At 42.3% G+C, this 18944-nt stretch carries 16 protein-coding genes; 8 read left to right on the plus strand and 8 right to left on the minus strand.

Annotation, left to right across the window (positions count from 1 at the left end):
• The first annotated feature begins 119 nt into the window (after positions 1-119).
• The 5 genes from JOC74_RS00255 (at position 120) to sbcC (ending at position 12792) form a co-directional block, all read left to right on the plus strand.
• Positions 120-890: a C39 family peptidase gene (locus JOC74_RS00255; protein WP_053602413.1), complete on the plus strand. Its 771-nt coding sequence runs from the start codon at positions 120-122 to the stop codon at positions 888-890.
• A 151-nt stretch (positions 891-1041) separates the two neighbouring features.
• Positions 1042-4542 carry a helicase-exonuclease AddAB subunit AddB gene (gene addB / locus JOC74_RS00260; protein WP_053602414.1) on the plus strand — a complete coding sequence of 1167 codons (3501 nt, stop codon included), beginning with the start codon at positions 1042-1044 and terminating at the stop codon, positions 4540-4542.
• Positions 4529-8206, plus strand: coding sequence for a helicase-exonuclease AddAB subunit AddA (addA, locus tag JOC74_RS00265; protein ID WP_053602415.1), 3678 nt, complete (start codon positions 4529-4531; stop codon positions 8204-8206). Before addB ends, addA begins: the two co-directional genes overlap by 14 nt.
• Positions 8207-8233: 27 nt before the next feature.
• Positions 8234-9406, plus strand: a complete 1173-nt coding sequence (gene sbcD, locus JOC74_RS00270) for an exonuclease subunit SbcD (protein ID WP_053602416.1) — start codon at positions 8234-8236, stop codon at positions 9404-9406.
• On the plus strand, positions 9403-12792 hold the full coding sequence (gene sbcC, locus JOC74_RS00275; protein WP_211086013.1) for an exonuclease subunit SbcC: 3390 nt from the start codon (positions 9403-9405) through the stop codon (positions 12790-12792). Before sbcD ends, sbcC begins: the two co-directional genes overlap by 4 nt.
• A 50-nt stretch (positions 12793-12842) precedes the next feature.
• Here sbcC and JOC74_RS00280 read toward each other — a convergent pair whose 3' ends face one another.
• Genes JOC74_RS00280 through JOC74_RS00305 form a run of 6 tightly spaced genes read right to left on the minus strand, consistent with a single transcriptional unit; the run spans position 12843 to position 14843 of the window.
• Positions 12843-13061 (minus strand): spore germination protein, encoded by a 219-nt coding sequence (locus JOC74_RS00280; protein WP_053602418.1) that lies wholly within the window; start codon positions 13059-13061, stop codon positions 12843-12845.
• 41 nt (positions 13062-13102) lie between these two features.
• On the minus strand, positions 13103-13495 hold the full coding sequence (locus tag JOC74_RS00285; RefSeq protein WP_053602419.1) for a spore germination protein GerPE: 393 nt from the start codon (positions 13493-13495) through the stop codon (positions 13103-13105).
• Complete coding sequence (locus tag JOC74_RS00290; protein ID WP_053602420.1) at positions 13495-13671, minus strand: spore germination protein GerPD; 177 nt, start codon at positions 13669-13671, stop codon at positions 13495-13497. The genes JOC74_RS00285 and JOC74_RS00290 overlap by 1 nt, the downstream gene beginning before the upstream one ends.
• Positions 13668-14321 (minus strand): spore germination protein GerPC, encoded by a 654-nt coding sequence (gene gerPC / locus JOC74_RS00295; RefSeq protein ID WP_053602421.1) that lies wholly within the window; start codon positions 14319-14321, stop codon positions 13668-13670. The genes JOC74_RS00290 and gerPC overlap by 4 nt, the downstream gene beginning before the upstream one ends.
• Positions 14322-14362: 41 nt before the next feature.
• The gene (locus tag JOC74_RS00300; protein ID WP_053602422.1) at positions 14363-14608 is read right to left on the minus strand and encodes a spore germination protein GerPB; all 246 of its coding nucleotides are present in this window, start codon (positions 14606-14608) and stop codon (positions 14363-14365) included.
• Positions 14609-14621: 13 nt separating this feature from the next.
• The gene (locus tag JOC74_RS00305; protein ID WP_053602423.1) at positions 14622-14843 is read right to left on the minus strand and encodes a spore germination protein; all 222 of its coding nucleotides are present in this window, start codon (positions 14841-14843) and stop codon (positions 14622-14624) included.
• A gap of 119 nt (positions 14844-14962) precedes the next feature.
• Here JOC74_RS00305 and JOC74_RS00310 point away from each other — a divergent pair, with 119 nt between their 5' ends.
• The gene (locus JOC74_RS00310; RefSeq protein WP_053602424.1) at positions 14963-16129 is read left to right on the plus strand and encodes a DUF418 domain-containing protein; all 1167 of its coding nucleotides are present in this window, start codon (positions 14963-14965) and stop codon (positions 16127-16129) included.
• Here JOC74_RS00310 and JOC74_RS00315 read toward each other — a convergent pair.
• Entirely contained in the window at positions 16109-16285 is a 177-nt protein-coding gene (locus JOC74_RS00315) for an aspartyl-phosphate phosphatase Spo0E family protein (RefSeq protein ID WP_082363671.1), read from the minus strand. The genes JOC74_RS00310 and JOC74_RS00315 overlap by 21 nt on opposite strands.
• 315 nt (positions 16286-16600) lie before the next feature.
• Between JOC74_RS00315 and JOC74_RS00320 the strand changes: the two genes are divergently transcribed.
• The gene (locus tag JOC74_RS00320; protein ID WP_053602425.1) at positions 16601-17506 is read left to right on the plus strand and encodes a fumarylacetoacetate hydrolase family protein; all 906 of its coding nucleotides are present in this window, start codon (positions 16601-16603) and stop codon (positions 17504-17506) included.
• 372 nt (positions 17507-17878) lie between these two features.
• Complete coding sequence (locus tag JOC74_RS00325; protein ID WP_053602426.1) at positions 17879-18244, plus strand: YisL family protein; 366 nt, start codon at positions 17879-17881, stop codon at positions 18242-18244.
• A gap of 32 nt (positions 18245-18276) precedes the next feature.
• Here the strand turns inward: JOC74_RS00325 and JOC74_RS00330 are convergent, their stop codons facing one another.
• Positions 18277-18846, minus strand: coding sequence for a DUF2777 family protein (locus JOC74_RS00330; RefSeq protein ID WP_053602427.1), 570 nt, complete (start codon positions 18844-18846; stop codon positions 18277-18279).
• Between the last annotated feature and the right edge of the window lie 98 nt (positions 18847-18944).

An 18944-nucleotide genomic window follows, 5' to 3' on the forward strand; every position in this document is an offset into this window, starting at 1 on the left:
TAAAGAACTTTTTTGTTACATATTTTTTGGTAAACCATGCACTAGACAATTCTTTCGCTTTTCACTTCTTCTTCTGCTAAACTAAACGAAAAAATCAAATAAAGGGGCAATTTCAGTTCATGATACGCAAAGCCATCTTTACATTTATCCTTGTATTTGTATTAGCTGCCTTTCTTTTTATTGGTTTTGATAATGACAATGAAGCTGAGGGGAATAATGTAGATTTAAAAGAAGACGAAATCAACAGTGTAGAGGATCAAGAAAAACAAGAACCAAAAATCGTCCAGGAATCAGACCCGGTAAAGAACGAAGTCAAGCCTAAAAATGTCCCGCTGATTAATCAATTGGATAACCCGAGACTCTATAATGGCTGTGAGATCACAAGCTTGGCAATGCTGCTTCAATATAACGGGTTTGATGTGACAAAAAATGAGCTGGCGGACAAAGTAAAAAAGGTTCCCTTAAATTATGAGAATGGCCTAAAAGGTGATCCGAATGAAGGATTTGTCGGCAATATGGAGGATGGACCAGGGCTTGGCGTGTATCACGAACCGGTCTATGAGCTAGCCCGTTCATATGCAGGAAACCGAGTAACAGATTTGTCCGGACGAGATCTAAACGAAATGTACAAAGAGTTAAGCAAGGGAAATCCTGTCTGGGTGATTACGACCGCGGACTTTACACAAGTAGATGACATCGAGCAATGGGAGACTCCGAATGGAAAAGTGGAGATTACCTATAGCGTTCACAGCGTAGTCGTAACAGGGTATAATAAAAAACGTGTGTTTGTCAACGATCCGTATGGCTATAAAAATCGCAAAGTTGACAGAGCGCCGTTTGAAAAATCACTTAATCAGCTTGGAAAACAAATGATGGTTATTCACCAATAAGAAAGAACTTTAGTGCAGCCAGTGGATTTCCGTACTGCACTTTTTTATTTTATTTACATCTAAAACGGCATTTTCTTCAGGTAGTCAAGTCGAATAACTTTAGATAAAATATGGATAGATCATAAAGAGAAAGCGAAGGGAGTCTTACAGTTTGAAAGTAGAGTTTTTAGTAGGCCGATCGGGGAGTGGGAAAACGACCGCCATCTTAAACAGCATAAGGGATCAACTTCGAGAAGACCCCCTTGGTAAGCCAATCATTTTTTTAGTCCCGGATCAAATGACATTTTTAATGGAATATGAGCTTGCTAAAACAGAAGAGCTTGGCGGGATGATCAGAGCACAAGTTTACAGCTTTTCAAGGCTTGCTTGGAGAATTCTCCAGCAGGAAGGCGGCATGGGCAGGCAATTTTTAGGCACAACAGGTGTACAAATGCTGCTCAGAAAGCTGATCGAAGAGCATAAGCATGAATTTAAGGTCTATCAAAAAGCAAGTGATAAATCAGGATTTATTAAACAAGCTGCGGCAATGATTACAGAATTTAAGCAGTATGCGCTTTCTCCTGCCGATCTGCGTCAGGTGATGGAAGGAAGCAGCAATTCTCATTTTGGAGAGGAACGGGTTCTCGCAGATAAGCTTCATGACCTCTATCTGCTCTATCAAAAGCTGGAAACTACTCTTGAAGGGCATTATTTGGATTCGGAGGATTATTTAAATTTACTGTCAGAAAAAATACCTTATTCGGAAGAAATAAAACAGGCTCATGTGTACGTGGATGGGTTTCATCAATTTACAGCCCAAGAGTACCGCATTCTTGAGCAGCTGATGATCTACAGTGAAGGGGTAACAATCAGCTTGACAGCAGATCGTCCATTTACCCAGCACCTTCCCTATGAGCTGCACTTGTTTCGCATGACGGGAAAAACCTTTCACAAACTGTATCAAAAGGCGAAGGAACTGAATGTTGAACCGGAGATTGTTCCGTTTTCAGAAACGAAAAGGCAACTTGCAAGTCCGGAGCTTGCCCATTTGGAAAAGACATTCGAAGCTCGACCGACGATCCCTTATGGTGACGCGGCTGATGGCCTTACAATTCTAGAGGCTTCCAACAAACGGACGGAAATCGAAGGAATCGCGCGTGAAATTCATTCCCTTGTGAGAAAAGGAGAATACCGTTATAAAGATATTTCGATTTTGACAAGAAATACTGCGGATTACAAAGAAACGATCCAAGAGGTATTCAAAGATTACGGGCTTCCCTTTTTCATAGATGGAAAAGAACCAATGCAAAATCACCCTCTAATTGAGCTTCTGCGCTCAACAATGGATATGATTACAGGGAATTGGAGGTACGAGGCTGTTTTCAGATGCGTTAAAACTGAGCTTCTCTATCCTTTGAAAGGAAACAAACAGAAAATTAGAGAGCAAATTGATCAATTGGAGAATTACTGTATTTCTTATGGAATCAAAGGGGACCAATGGACAAACAATAAACGATTTCAATATCGCCGCTATTCATCTCTGGATGACCAATTTCCTTTAACCGACCAGGAAGTGGAGATGGAGACCATGCTGAATGAGTTGAGGGAATGGATTTCAGCTCCAGTATACTCTTTGCAGAAGCGCCTGAAGAAAGCAAAATCCGTCAGAGAGATGGGTGTTGCGTTTTATACGTATTTAGAAGAGATTCAAATCCCGGAAAAGCTTGATTTGCTAAGGCAGGAAGCAGAGGATAAAGGACAGGTCATTGAAGCGAGACAGCACGATCAGGTTTGGAATGCGGTTGTTCAAATGCTGGAAGAGTTTGTTGAAATGATGGGTGATACGAACATCTCGATCCAGCTCTTTCAGCAGATGATTGAAACCGGTGTGGAGTCGTTAAGCTACGCGCTTGTCCCGCCTGCTCTCGATCAAATATTTATCGGAAATATGGATATATCAAGAATGTACGGTACGAAATGTACGTTTATCATAGGGGCAAATGACGGCGTACTTCCAGCTAATCCTTCAGACGACAGTGTACTTTCTGAGGACGATAGGGATTGGCTCGTAAGAAACGGCATCGAGCTCTCACCATCGGGAAGAGAGCGCCTGCTGGATGAAAATTTTCTTATTTATTTGGCGATGGCAAGCGCGTCTTCAAAACTATATCTTTCCTATCCGATCGCAGATGCTGAGGGGAAGGCGATGCTTCCGTCTCCTGTTATAAAAAGAGTGGAAGAATGGTTTCCTTTGCATCAAAAAAAGCTGCTCATTAACGAGCCCGAACAGTATTCAGATGAGGCACAGCTTGATTTTATCGTAAATAAGCATGTTGCATTGTCGTATTTGGCATCGCAGCTGCGGCTTTGGAAAAGCAAATATCCTATCAGCGATGTCTGGTGGAGTACGTACAATTTTCTTATGAATGAGCCGGAAAAGCTGTTTACAAAAAGGATTTTGTCCAGCCTTTTTTATAAAAATGAAGTTCGCAAGCTGGAAAAGCAGGTGAGCCAGGATTTATACGGGGAGACATTACAAGGCAGCGTATCACGAATGGAACGATTTAATTCATGCGCATTTTCCCATTTTGCCTCGCACGGACTCGGTTTGAAGGACAGACAGTTTTATAAGCTTGAGGCGCCTGATATCGGCCAGCTCTTTCATTCAGCGTTAAAGCTGATTTCGGACCGGTTGCACGAGCTCCGGATCAATTGGAGTGATGTGACAAAAAAAGAGAGCGCCACTTTGTCTCATGAAGCAGTGAATCACCTTGCTCCACGTCTGCAAAAAGAGATTTTGCTGAGCAGCAGCCGCTATCAGTATATGAAAGAGAAACTCGAAAAAATTATCGCAAGGGTAGTCAGCATCTTAAGTGAGCACGCCAAAGCCAGCGGGTTCGCTCCGGCAGGTCTCGAGCTTGATTTTGGAAAAAAAGGACCGCTTCCTCCGATGCGTTTTCAGCTGAAAAGCGGCCAAACGATGGAACTAACCGGAAGAATTGACCGAATCGATCAAGCTGAAAACAATGGACGCCTTCTCCTTCGAATTGTTGATTATAAGTCAAGCAGCAGAGGCCTCGATCTATCTGAGGTGTATTATGGAATTGCTTTGCAAATGCTGACCTATCTAGATATGTCAGTCACGTATTCCAAGGAATGGCTCGGGACTGAGGCTGTACCTGCGGGAGTGCTTTATTTTCATATTCATGATCCTTTAATCCAATCGGATGTTCCGCTTGGGTTTGATGAAATTGAAAAAGCAATCTATAAGCAATTCAAGATGAAGGGGTATCTTCTAGACGACCGCGATGCAATTCGGCTCATGGATCAATCGTTAACGGAAGGGCGTTCAGAAATCGTTCAAGCCGGTTTTAAAAAAGATGGAAGCCTTCGATCAGATTCAACTGTGGTCAATGAAGAACAGTTTCGCAATTTAAGGCGTCATATCCGAAAAACGTTCCAAACAGCCGGTGAGGAAATCATGGATGGAAAGATCGCGATTGAGCCGTATAAAATAAAAGATAAAATGCCTTGTACATATTGTTCCTATCGATCGGTTTGCCAATTCGATGAATCGTTGGAGGAAAATCAGTACAGGCTGTTAGCTTCTGAAAAAGATGATGTTATTCTAGAAAAGCTGAAAATGGAGGATCAAGAAGATGAGGAAGCCTGAAGGAAGCCAGTGGACAGACGATCAATGGAAGGCGATTGTATCCAGCGGCCAGGACACATTGGTAGCGGCAGCAGCAGGCTCGGGAAAGACGGCGGTTCTCGTTGAACGGATGATTACCAAGATGATTTCACGTAACAACCCGGTCGATGTTGACAGGCTGCTGGTGGTTACATTTACAAATGCGTCAGCTGCGGAAATGAAAAATAGAATAGCTGAAGCACTGGAAAAAGAGCTGAAGAAGGCTCCCAGCTCACTTCACTTAAGACGGCAGCTTTCGCTGATTAATCGTGCCAGTATCTCTACACTTCATTCGTTTTGCCTGCAGGTTTTGCGCAAATATTATTATTTAATAGATTTGGACCCCGGCTTTCGAATTGCTGATCAAACCGAGGGAGAGCTGGTTGGCGACGAAGTGCTGGAAGACGTATTTGAAGAAGAGTATGCAGCTGCCGATCCAGGTTTTTTTGACCTTGTAGACCGGTACACCGGGGATAGAACGGATGTCGATCTGCAGCTGTTGGTAAAAAAGCTCTATGAATTTTCCAGGTCTCATCCTGACCCGAATGGATGGCTCGATCGTCTCGTTGATCTGTATAACGCGGATCAAGATGGCAAGGTTGAAAACATGCCGTTTTATAGGGTGATACAGGAGGATATTCAAATGGTTTTAAAGGGCTGCCGCCAGGAGCTGCTTCGTGCCTTGGAAATCGCTTCGCAGCCAGGCGGACCTTCTCCGCGTGCAGAAAATTTCCGCGATGATCTCGCTCAAGTGGAGGAACTTCTAACGTACAGCGGCGATTTTTGTGCGCTTTTTGACCGAGTTCAGAAGGTCACTTTTAAAAGGGCAAAGCCTTGTAAGGGAGACGACTTTCTTCCCGAACTGCTGGAAGAAGCTACGAATATCCGAAATCAAGTAAAAAAACAAATTGATAAAGTGAAAAAAGATTATTTCACGCGTGCTCCGGATCTGCAGGTAAAGGATTTAAATGAAATGAAGCCTGTGATTCATAGACTTGTCGAGCTTGTAAAAACGTATAGTGAGAGATTTGAATCCGCAAAAAAAGAAAAAGGGTTAGTCGATTTTTCAGATTTGGAGCATTTGTGTCTTGCCATTTTAACAGAAACAGATCAAACGGGTAAAAAATTTCCAAGTGCAGCGGCGAGATTCTATCGTGAACAGTTTGAGGAAGTGCTGGTCGATGAATATCAGGACACGAACCTTGTACAGGAAGCCATTTTATCGCTTGTTTCAAATGAGGAAGAAGCTGCAGGCAACCTTTTCATGGTCGGAGATGTGAAACAGTCGATTTATAGATTCAGGCTGGCTGAGCCTTTTTTGTTTTTATCGAAATATAAACGGTTTACGGTTGCGGGTAAAACTTCTGGAATGAAAATTGATCTTAACCAAAACTTCAGGAGCAGAAAGGAAGTGCTCTCTAGCACAAACTTTCTCTTCAAGCAGTTGATGGGCGAAAAGGTTGGGGAAATCGAGTATGACATCGATGCCGAACTTAAGGAAGGTGCCCATTATCCGGAACTGGAAGGCTGTGAAACCGAGCTCCTATTAATCGACCGCTCCAACGGTGGAGAAGAAAATGAGGATCAGGAGAGTTTTGAGACGGTTCAGCTTGAAGCTAGGGCAATGGCGAAAAAGATACGCGAGCTTATTGATGAGCGATTTCAAATTTATGATCGAAAACGAAATATGACGAGAAACATCGAGTATCGTGATGTCGTCATCCTGCTCAGGTCGATGCCGTGGGCACCGGCGATTATGGACGAGTTCAAGCAGCAGGGGATTCCTGTTTACGCCAATTTAAGTTCGGGATATTTTGATGCGACGGAAATTGCGATAATGATGTCCGTTCTAACTGTGATCGATAATCCGTATCAGGACATTCCCTTAGCCTCTGTGTTAAGATCCCCTGTCGTTTCACTTGATGAAAATGAACTTGCCCGAATTAGGATACATCTAAAGAAAGAGCCATTTTATTCTGCAGTCAAGGAATTTTTAGAGGCTGTGCCTGCCGATGATTCGACCTTTAAAAAACTTGACTCTTTTTACAGACTTCTGCAAAAATGGCGGGATTTCTCAAAAAATCATTCGGTTGCCGAGCTGATATGGGAGATTTTCAGGGATACGAACTACTTGGACTACGTAGGAGGAATGCCGGGCGGCAAGCAAAGGCAGGCAAACTTAAGAGCTTTATATGAGCGGGCAAAGCAATATGAAGCGACTTCGTTTCGCGGCTTGTTTCGATTCTTGAGGTTTATCGAACGAATGCAGGATCGCGGAGATGATCTTGGAACGGCGAGAGCCATTAGTGAACAGGAGGATGTCGTCAGGCTGATGACGATTCATTCGAGTAAAGGCTTAGAATTTCCTGTCGTTTTTGTTGCAGGGATCAACAGGAACTTTAATATGATGGATTTAAATCAGCCATACCTGCTGGATAAAGAGCTTGGATTCGGCTCGAAATTTATCCATCCAAAATATCGTGTCAGCTACCCGACTCTCGCGTTAACCGCAATGAAGAAAAAAATGCGCAGAGAAATGCTCTCTGAGGAATTACGCGTCTTATACGTAGCACTGACACGGGCCAAGGAAAAATTATATTTGATTGGTACGTGTAAAGATCAAGAGAAATCTGTAAGCATGTGGATGCGATCTGCGAATCATAAGGATTGGCTGCTGCCCGATTTTGAGCGCTACCAAGCCAAGAGCTATCTGGATTTTATCGGTCCGGCGCTTATTCGCCATCGGGACGCTGCATGTTTTCATCATATAATGAATGTTACAAACGAAGAGATCTATCGGCACTCATCACGTTTTTCAATCAACGTCATACCGTCTTCGGAGCTCCAAGCCGCCGAATTTTCTCTTAATGAAGAAACAAATATAACGTTTTTGTCTTCCATTCAGGAGGGACAGCCGGTTGATGCCGGTTTTGACTTTAAAGAAGAAACGAAAGAAAGGCTCCAGTGGACGTATCCTCAAGAAGCATTCACGACGATCCGTACGAAACAAACTGTTTCAGAGATTAAAAGACAGAAAGAATTCGAGGATGAATATGGGGAACGGATTCTATTTCCGCAGACGAAAGAAATGCTGTTTCAACGACCGTCATTCATGATGAAAAAAGGTTTGAATGCTGCGGAAAAAGGAACAGCAATGCACACTGTTATGCAGCATATTCCGCTCGATTCCGCACCTGATGAAAAGCAATTGAAAGAACTTACTCGCTTGCTCGTTGAAAAAGAGCATTTGACAGAGGAACAGTGCTCCGTTATCCAATTCGAAGAGATTCTGAGCTTTTTTTCTACTGAAATTGCCAAGAGATTGCTGGGATCCAATTGGGTCAAGCGTGAGGTGCCTTTCAGTATGTCATTGCCTGCTGCGGATCACAGTGACGAAATCGTCCTTGTTCAAGGAGTGATTGACTGCCTATTTGAAACAGAGGAAGGGCTGTTTTTGCTCGATTATAAAACAGACCGGATATATGGCAAGTATAAAGAAGGATTCAAAACAGCAGAGCCGATTCTTACCAAACGATACGAAACGCAAATTGAGCTTTATTCAAAGGCGGTCGAGCAAATTACTAAGAGAAAGCTTTCTGGACAAGCTTTGTACTTTTTTGACGGCGGCCATGTCATCTGGTACTAAAAAATCTAGGAGAAAGGAGAGTGCTTCGTGAGAATATTGCACACCGCTGATTGGCATCTTGGCAAAACGCTTGAAGGCAGGAGCCGGCTGCCGGAACAGGAAGCGTTTTTAGATGAACTGAAACAAATTGTAAATGAAGAAAAAATTGATGCAGTGATCATGGCAGGTGATGCGTTTGATACGGTTAATCCTCCATCTTCAGCAGAAAAGCTTTTTTATGAGAGCTTGTCATCTTTAGCTGACAAAGGAAGGAGGCCTGTTGTCGTCATCGCGGGAAATCATGATCATCCCGACCGGCTTCAAGCTGCATCTCCTTTAACCGACGGGCAGCCTATTTATTTGGCGGGCTTCCCGACAACAGGCGTGATAGATATTCCGATCAAGCAATCAGGAGAGGTTCTTGCTGTCTCGCCGCTTGCCTATCCATCAGAGGCCAGGCTGAATGAAGTCCTGGCTGACGATTTCGATGAAGCTTTGCTTCGGGACCATTACAATGAAAAAATCAAACAGGCTTATCACGAAATTTCCAAATCATTTAAGAAAGAAGCTGTAAATATTGCCGTCAGCCACTTGTATGTAGCCGGAGGAAGCCAGTCCGATTCCGAGCGTCCGATAGAAGTCGGAGGTGCTTATACTGTCGCAGCAGAAAGCCTTCCAGCAGCCGCTGACTACGTTGCACTAGGACACCTGCATCGACCGCAAACGATTAAACGGGCGAGTACACTGGCGCGGTATTCAGGCTCACCCCTTGCGTATAGCTTTTCAGAGGCGGGCTACGCAAAATCGGTGACAATTATTGATGCAAAGGCTGGTGAAAAAGCAGCTTTCAAGGAAATTTTCTTATCGAGCGGAAAACCGCTTGTGAAGTGGCAGGCACGGGAAGGGCTGAACCAGGTATACAGCTGGATTGAGGAAGGGAAAGACAAAAACGCGTGGATTGACCTTGAAGTTTATGCTTCAGATCAACTCTCCATAGAAGAAATTCATCGCTTGAGAAAGCTGAACCCCGGCTTTATTCATATTAGGCCGATTTATGAGGAACGCGCAACTTCTCGTGATTCAATACATACGAAGCAGCTGCCGATTGATGAGATGTTCGTTAAATTTTATGAACGGCAAACAGGCGGAGCTCTTCCCGATGATGAAATGATCAAGCTCTTTTTGGAGCTATCTTCAGGACAGGAGGGCAATCTGGAATGAAGCCTATTAAACTCGCAATAAAAGGTCTTCACAGCTTCAGGGAAGAACAATTGATAGACTTTGACAGGCTGTGCGGAAGCGGGGTGTTTGGCATATTCGGCCCGACCGGAAGCGGAAAGTCCTCGATATTGGATGCAATGACCCTGGCTTTATACGGAAAGGTCGAGCGCGCATCAAACAATACGCACGGAATATTAAATCATGCGGAAGACCAGCTGTCCGTCTCGTTTACATTTACGCTCCAATCGAGCTCGGAGATTTCATATAAGGTAGAACGTGTATTTAAAAGGGTCGATGATACAAAAGTGAAAACGTCTCTTTGCCGATTGATAGAAATTGCTTCAGAACAAACGGTCATTGCTGATAAAGCCAGTGAAGTGAATCGCCAAGTGGAAAGCCTCCTTGGATTAACAATTGATGATTTCACAAGAGCCGTCGTACTTCCTCAAGGCAAGTTTGCCGAATTTCTTTCTTTAAAAGGAGCGGACAGAAGACAAATGCTCCAGCGCCTTTTTAATCTGGAGCAATACGGCGACAGATTCATGCAAGCTTTACGTACGAGGGCTGCCGAAGCCCAATCGGAAAAAAACGAAATGATGGCGGAGCTGACCGGACTAGGCGATGCGAGTAGTGAGAAGCTCGAGCTGGCTGAAACAAATTTAGCACAGGCAGAAGAGAATCTTCTTAAACGTAAGCTTGAACGAGAAGAAGCTGCAGCTCACCACCTCAAAACTCAAGAACTTTGGGTGCTTCAAAAAGATCGTGACAGCTACTTGGCAGAACAAAAAAAATTACATGAAAATCAAAAAAACATCGAGAGCAAAAAAGAGAAGCTTGCTCTCTCACAAACCGCTGAAGCTTTAAAGCCATACGCTGATGCCAGCCTTGATTCGCAAAAGAAATGTGATGAAGCAAGCAAGCGCATGCAAGAAGCTGAACGTATCTATGAAAAAAGAAAAAAAGAATATACAGGTTCTCAGCAGGAAGAGGAGGCTTTTTTTAGCTATAAGCGAAAGACAGAGCCAGAACTTCTTCAAAAAAGAGAAAAGCTTGTGCATGCCATACAGGTGGAACAGGCACTTTCAGAAGAAAAACAAAAGGAAAAAACGCTAGAAACGGCAAGACAGCAAAAGGATAAAGAGATTAGCGAAATGCAGGCTCAATTAGAAAAAGAAACCTCACTTTTCGATCGGGCACAAAAAAAGCAAAACGATTTAAAAAACGAGTTGACTTCATACGCTGTATCAAGTGAGGAACGAAAACAATGCCAGGAGGCCGGTCAGTTTGCCTATCAAATGGACAGAATCACTGAGCAGTATGACCAAGAGCTAAAACGCAAACTTGAAGCAGATGAAGCGATAAAGAAAACACAGCGCTTCGCTGATGAGGCTTCAAAAAACAAGAAGTCGCTTGAGGAAAACATTCAACAGGCGTTTGGCACCTTGCTTGAGCTTTATGAAATAACTTGTGATTCTGAAAGAACACTAACCCATACTGTTCATGAAGCACAGCATCAGCTCCGTCAATTATCGGAACGGCGTGAGGAAGCCAAAATGGAAGCATTTGCTGATGAGCTGAGAAAAAAGCTGAAAGATGGTGAAGCCTGTCCCGTTTGCGGCTCGATTCATCATGATCAAAGGCTGGAGCACCACGCGGCTTCCTCAGACTATCCTTTTGAAGAAGAAATGGCGGGATTGGAGAAGGTGATCTCAAGCGCAAAGCCTTTATCCGATGAATTTTTATCAACAAAAATCAAGCTGGAGGAGCAAGCTGACTATCTTCTGCGTGAAGCGCCCTTCGTAAAAAACACGGAAAGCAATGCGCAAGAAGCTGCCGCCGCAATGGAAAGAGCCCCTTCTCTCGAGCAGCTGGAGGAGATGGAGTGGGATTGGAGAAAGCTGAAGCAGGATATTCAAGAATCGAAAGATAAAACGGCTCGTTTGCTGAAAAAATATAAAGAAACGGCTAAAAAGGAGGAGCAGCTTCTAGAAAAACTCGAATTTGAAGCAAAGGAAAGCGAGCGAATTGGCAATCAAGCATCTGAACTAAAAGCTTCAATCGATCAAGCGCACAGCGAGTTTTCCGGTCGTTTTAAGGGAATCGAAGTTTCTAAGGCTGCTGAATGGCAAAAGGCCATCGACGAAAAGGATAAAGCATCTGAAGCGCTTTCCAAGCGGATTGAAACGAGCGTTACGTTTCTTCAGGAAAAGGAAGAGACACGTACACAACGTTCCGACCGAATTCAATTGCTGGAGCGAGAAAAATGGGATGTTCACTATTCCTTGGAGCATTTACAAAAGTCGATCGCAGAAAAACAACAGAAGTTATCTGCTTTTTCCCAAGCGACAGGACTTCAACAGCAGCTTGACAATGTCTCTGCGGAACTGGATCATATCACTGAAAAAGAAAGAAAACTGACTGAACAAAAAAGCTCGCTTCTCGGCGGTCTCACTCAGTCGGAAGCTGATTATAAAAGCAGTCAGTCCTTTCTTGAGGACGCAAGGAAAGGTAAGCTAAAAGCAGAAGAAGCATGGAAGGAGAAAACAGCAGGAACTCCGTTTTCTGATTGGCAGGAAATCAATGAGCATTTACTTTCTCATGAAGATATGTCTATTTTGAAAAAAGAAGTTGAAGCTTTTGAGGATCAAGTAAAGCAATGTAATGCAAATCTGAAAAGAGTGGAAGGGCTGCTTCAAGGACGATGCCTAACTGAAGATGAATGGAAAAAAACGGTGGATGCGAAAAAGGAAGCAGACGATGCCTATGATTCGGCAATGGAAGAGCGTGGTGCTTTCCACAAAATTTTGATCGAGCTGAAGGTCCGCCATGAGCGATATTCAACCTTGGAAAACCAACTGAACAAACTTCAAGTGGACATTGACAGACTCAGTAAATTGCAGACAGTCTTTAAAGGCAACAGCTTTGTCGAATTTTTGGCGGAGAAACAGCTGGAAAGCGTCAGCCGGGATGCATCCGCGCGTCTTAGCAATCTGACAAGGCAAAGGTATGCGATAGAAGTCGATTCAGAAGGCGGCTTTGTCATGAGAGATGATGCGAACGGAGGCTTTAAGCGGCCAGTATCGAGTTTGTCAGGCGGTGAAACATTTTTAACTTCACTGGCATTGGCCTTGTCATTGTCTGCCCAAATTCAGCTGAGAGGAGAGTATCCGTTACAATTCTTCTTCTTGGATGAGGGATTTGGAACGTTAGATCAGGAGCTGTTGGATACAGTAATCTCCGCCCTGGAAAAACTTCAATCGGATAATCTCTCTGTCGGAGTGATCAGTCACGTGCAGGAGCTCAGGGAAAGGCTTCATCGAAAGCTTGTCGTTCACCCATCCGAACCTGGCGGCAAAGGAACTGCGGTTGTAATAGAAATATCATAATAAATTAATCAAAAGAAAAAAGCAGTTTCTCATTTTTACGAGAAGCTGCTTTACCCATTTCCTACCATGTTTTGGTCGTTGACATCCGGATCAATATAGTTTGTTGCATTAATGCCATTATTAACAATCAGGAAATCTCCTGTATTTCCTGCTCCGGCACCACTCGCGGTTTTAGAAGAGCTTTTTGGTGAGAGATAAAAGGAGTCTCCAAAGTTTACGACACCGCCTGAAATTGAATTGATGCTAATTGGTCCGACAATCGCTGGCATATCCGACACCCTTTTAGAAAGTCTCGAGATACTATATGCGTTTAAGTGGACCCACGTGATTCGTTAGAAAGTAATTTCCGAATATGCTTCGTTCGTGATTTTGCGTCAATTAAAGGAGTAGAACCAATTTGAAAAATTGAAGAAGAAGAAACTGCTTGAATCTTGATCGAATGAACATGAATCAGCGGTTTCTCGTGAAAAAAAGCCGTGTGGACAGACGTTTCAGGTAGCAGATAAGGGAATGGCTGATGAAACGTTTGAAAGTCCTCCCGTTTAAGTGAACCTTCGTTACCAAAGAAAGTAGAGATTTGCCTCTGAACTGCTAATACTTTTATTTTTGGCAGAATTTCATTGGAATCGCCGATTTGAACAAGGCTGCAGAGTCCAACCGAATTGATTTTGAATAGATCGATCTTAGATGTTCGATTAATCATTATTCCGGTGCCAGCGGGACAAGAGGCCCAATAATTAGAGATTCCGGCGGTGTATCAAAGATGGAGGATAAATAAATCTGCTCTGTATCTCCGATTAAAAAAACGGAAGAAGAAGCTACCCCTCTCACAGTAATGTCACCAACACACAGCTCACGATTGACAACGGTAAAAATCATTCGTGATCAGCTCCTTTCATTTCGTCTGGTATGTGCCTTAGAAAATGTTCAATGGCATTGGAGACATCCCGCTTCACATGTGATGCAATCTGATCGGCATGCTGCTCAGGAGAAGCATTGTCAGAAGGCTTTAAATGGGCTAAATAGTAACGGATTCTGCTGTCCATTTGTTTTCTGATGTCATTAACTATGTGAAGGCGGTTTGCGTCATCAAGCCGCTGATTAAATCGTTGTTCCAGCTGTTCGATTAGTAAAGGTGCCTCCTCGATCAAAAACATTTCCACCAGCTGTCTCGATCTTTGAAAAACAGGCAATTGCATGTCTTGCTGCGGCGGCATTCCTTGCTGATAAAGCGGCCCCTGAGGAGAACCAGGTTGATTCTGGCTCACCTCAAAATTGTCAACTTGATTCGGATCAAGCGGGTTTAAACCGATATTTAGCGTGCCTTCAAGCTTTTCGATTTTTAATTGGTCAAATTTATATTCAATTTTATCAATCTTTGTGTTTGGACGATCTTGCAAGGCATCAATTTGCTTCTGCAGATCAGCAAGTTTTTTTTCAAGCTCTTCTATTTTTGATGCTTGATGTTGATAGTAGGATTGCATATTTTGTTGATGCGGTGTATTTACATTTGGAGGATATTGTTGCATCAGTCTTTGCACCCCTTACATGGTTACTTTGAATAAAACAATTAGAAAACAGGTGACTGTAAAGGGACGAAGGATTCAGGACCGGCTCCCGGTGACGGGCCTTCTGATGTAGGTCCGGTTCCTGGTGACGGTACCTCTGGTGCAGGCTCTGTATAGCTGCCTGTATTGTACAAATTGGATAAAGATTTAATGGAACCTGCACTGCCAATTTGCAATACCGAAGAATTGCTCACCGATTCAACCCTTAAATAATTGATGTGGATCGACTGATTAATATAAAAATTCATTTTGAGTCACCTCTTAAAAATTTCCTACAGTTGGTTGATCAATAAAGTCATTATCATATGAATTTGTCACGTTATTTTGATTGTAAATATTTAATCCATCTCCCGTATTAAAGCTCCCCGCACCGGAAAAGGTCTTTACTTCACTGTAGGGCGAAATCGTTATGCAATCACCAACATGCACGACGCTGCTCGTACCAACAACATTGACTTTAAAAGCACCCACGATCGCAGGCATAAGGCAACATCCTTTTTGCGAAAAATCTTAATTGCGTACTTGATTATACAATTTGGGCTATATAAGATAAGGTATGTGGTGGTTGATCAATTGTGATTATGAATTATGGAGGATGATGAATGAATAATGAGATTCAGCCTGTGCATGCAGGAGAGAGGATTGTTTCTCTTGATATTTTGAGAGGAATCAGCATATTAGGGATATTTTTGGTAAATATTTTTGATTTCAAAGAACCGATCAGTTCCACAGGAACAATTATTTCAAGTACTGATACACTGAATTATTGGCTGGAAGCGTTCGTTACTGTCTTTGCCCAGGGCAGTTTTTATCCGTTATTTTCTTTTTTGTTCGGAGCGGGTGCATACATAATTTATGAGAGATCTGTCCAAAAAGGATTTTCTTTTCACGCATATTTTACTAGAAGGCTTTTCGCTTTGCTGTTCTTCGGAATCATACATATTCTTTTTGTTTGGCATGGCGATATTTTACTTACCTATTCAGTAATAGGATTTCTTTTGCTTTTGTTTATCAACAAAAAGCCATTGACATTGCTCATCTGGGGAGCGGCTCTTTATGTGCCTGTATGCTTTACCGCTCTACTCGGGCTGTTGGCGCTTCTTGTCCCAGCTGAAGAGCTGCAGTATGCAGATCCAACCAGCATTCAAGATACTATAAGAATCTATCAAGACGGTAGCTTTTGGGAAGTAATGGCTTTGCGAATTTCCGAATGGTTTACTGCAAACGCTTTGGGGATATTCTTCTTTTTATTTCTTATTCTGCCTTTTATGCTGTTGGGGATATATGCATATAAAAGAGGATGGTTCAAAAAGAATTGGAGCGCAGGTATAAAAAAGGAGATAAAAGTGGTCATGATTTGTGCCTTCGTCATCGGCTTGCCGATTAAACTGCTTCCCGTGGCAGCAGGAACGCATATATCATGGGTAATGCTTCAAAACTTTATTGGTGCGCCAATTTTTACGCTTTTCTATATAAGTGCTGCATTGCTATTACTTCACGGAAAAGAAGCACCTGCAAAAGGATGGAAGCTATTTATACCTGTAGGGAAAATGTCCATCACATGCTATTTGTCGCAGACAGTATTTTGCTCCATCCTTTTTTACGGGTACGGATATGGTTTATACGGCTCGCTTTCATCGGTGCAGCTCGTCCTTATTGTTGTTTTCTTTTATATACTTCAAATGTTGGGGTGCCATATTTGGCTGAGAAAATTCCGTTATGGGCCAATTGAATGGATATGGAGAAAATTAACGTATTGGACGGTTTAATACTTCTTGGAAATGTTCCGGATGTTCATGCAGGTATTTGCTTAACAGGTTGTCCAGCTCTTGACTACACTGAATGGTTTCTTTCGAATTTAAACCAAATTTTCGGGCAGTTTGAATAAGATCCAGCCTTTTTTCTTCAATTGTATTTATTTTCATTAAGACGCCAACTTTCAATTTTAAATTAAATATATAGATAGTATAGCGCATTTTATTACTAAAGCATTAGTTTCGTCAAAAATACATAAAACACGACAATATTTTTAAAGAATTCCCTTTTGTTTTCACCAATAATTTTGAAATTTTGATCTAATTCACTCAGAGAATACTGTTGAAAATGTTTTCTTGGTATAGTTGTTTGCTCTGTTTTGTGATTTTGTTTAACGAAAAAAAGGTTTTTGCTTATCCATAGAGAATAATAACAGGTAAGGGCATTGCAGCTTAGGGATTCTTAACGATTGAGAGGGAGAAGTAATGAAATTTCTAACAGGAGAACTACACGGAAAAATATTTATTGGTCTAGTAGTGGAAGAGAATCTAGTAATGGATCTGAAAAAAGCGGAAAGGAAACTGTTTGAGCTGGAAACTATTCCTTCGAGTTTAATTGATTGCATGAAAGAGGGCCAAAGATTTGTAAACCACGTTCAGCAGCTTACAGAGTGGGCAAAGAAACCAAACGATGAATCTGGTTCGTTTATTTACAGCCTTTCCGAGGTAAGACTGCTTGCTCCGATTCAAAGGCCTCTGAAAAATATTTTTTGTATTGGCAAGAACTATCGAGACCACGCATTAGAATTGGGCAGCGAAGCAGACATCCCGGAACATGTAATGGTATTTACGAAAGCACCTACAACAGTAATAGGCGATGGAGATAACATACTTGCCCATCAAGACGTAACATCGGAGCTTGACTATGAGGGCGAGCTTGCTGTCGTGATTGGCAAACAAGGCCGGAGTATTTCAAAAGCAGACGCGATGGATCATGTATTTGGTTACACAATTATAAATGATGTGACTGCCAGGGATCTTCAAAGCCGGCATAAGCAGTTTTTTCTTGGAAAAAGCTTGGATGCTTCTTGTCCGATCGGGCCTTATATCGTTCATAAATCTCAAATTGCAGATCCGGAACATTTACATATTGAAACGAAAGTGAATGGAGAATTAAGACAGTCGGGAAATACGAAAGATTTAATTTTTTCAATCCCTGAATTAATAGAAACGCTATCACGGGGGATGACACTAGAACCGGGTGATATTATTGCAACCGGTACTCCGGCAGGCGTCGGAAAAGGATTTAATCCGCCAAAATATTTAAAGTCTGGAGATCAAGTAGAAATTACAATCGAAGGAATTGGAACGCTTTCTAATCAAGTAAAATAACGGAAAAATAGTTGCTATTACAAATAAAACATAAAAATAAGGGCTGCGCTATGAATTGTAATGATAAAATAGCGCAGCCCATAAATACATTGTAAATGACCACGTTCTTGTATGTTCCATGGGCTTGTCGCAATTAAGCTTATGGAATTTTTTATGCGAAAAACTCAGGAACAACAGGTGGAAGCAAAATTGAACCAAAAAAAATTTGAATTGATTAAAAGAAAGGGACGACCTTAGAAAATACCGGAGCAATATTCTATTAAATACCTCTTTGACGGGTGGAATCCCGATTATATATTCATATTTTTAAATTTATATCTGAGCGCTTTCATGGTACGATTGAATTGATTGTGATTTGATGAAAGGGGCTAAATGAACTTGAGCACACACTTACATATTACGACATGGGTCATCGGCTTGATTTTCGTGTTCGTCACCTATGCCATGTATTCATCTGGCAGCAAAAGCGGAGCGAAAATTGTCCATATGATTTTAAGGCTTATTTATCTATTAATTATTGCCACTGGTGCAGACTTGCTGTTTCGCTTACAGCTTTGGAATGGCGAATACATCTCAAAAGCGATTCTTGGTATTATCTCAATTGGGTTCATGGAAATGCTGTTGATTCGCCGTAAGAAACAAAAATCAACAACTGGGATGTGGATTGCTTTTATTATCGCGATTGTAGTCACGATTGCTCTCGGCCTGCGCCTTCAGCTTGGGTTCAAATTGTTTTAATCTGTAATGAAAGCTGTCTGTACTGGCAGCTTTCATTTTTGCTCTGCTTCCATGAGCAGGCTGCGTTCTCCTGATGAAAGGGTAAATTCAAATCGGTCACTTGTGAATTCGCCTCTTTTAAAATGATGCTGTAAGGAACAGTGGCTGATGTCATTTGCAAATTGAAAAAAACCAGCCCCGGAAAAGTCTGATTCCTTCTTTAAAGATGAATAAGAAAGAGGGTGAAAACTGTACACGCAATCAAAGAGTGAAAAGCCGAGCCGGTTTAGCTCCCGTAACAGCAATTCAAATTGCCGGTCATTCAGCTGCTCCAACAGTTCCTCCAGCGGCTTAAAAAGGTTCAAAGGGTAGCTTATTTCTTCTCCGCCTTTAAGCTTAATGATTTTATCCTTCATTTGAAATTCATGCTTACTTCCACAAAGTGTGCCCTCCGCCCATGCTGCTCCGGTATTCATCCAAATAAGGCCATTTATACTTTCAGGCAAGAAAAGATCTCCGGTTTCGTCTTCAATGAGACAATGGCCGTCTTCAATCATAATATAGCCGATTGCACAGCTTCCCGCTTCAAGAGATATTCTTTTTTTTCGCTCTTCTGTCAACATGTTTTTTCTCCTTACATCTTCTTCTATTTTATTGTGTTTCCAAAACAAGCTCGTCCCATACAACTCCATTTGGACAATTCAACTATTCTTTGCGGTAG

The organism is Bacillus capparidis, from assembly GCF_017832095.1.
Taxonomy (GTDB): domain Bacteria; phylum Bacillota; class Bacilli; order Bacillales; family Bacillaceae; genus Bacillus; species Bacillus gobiensis.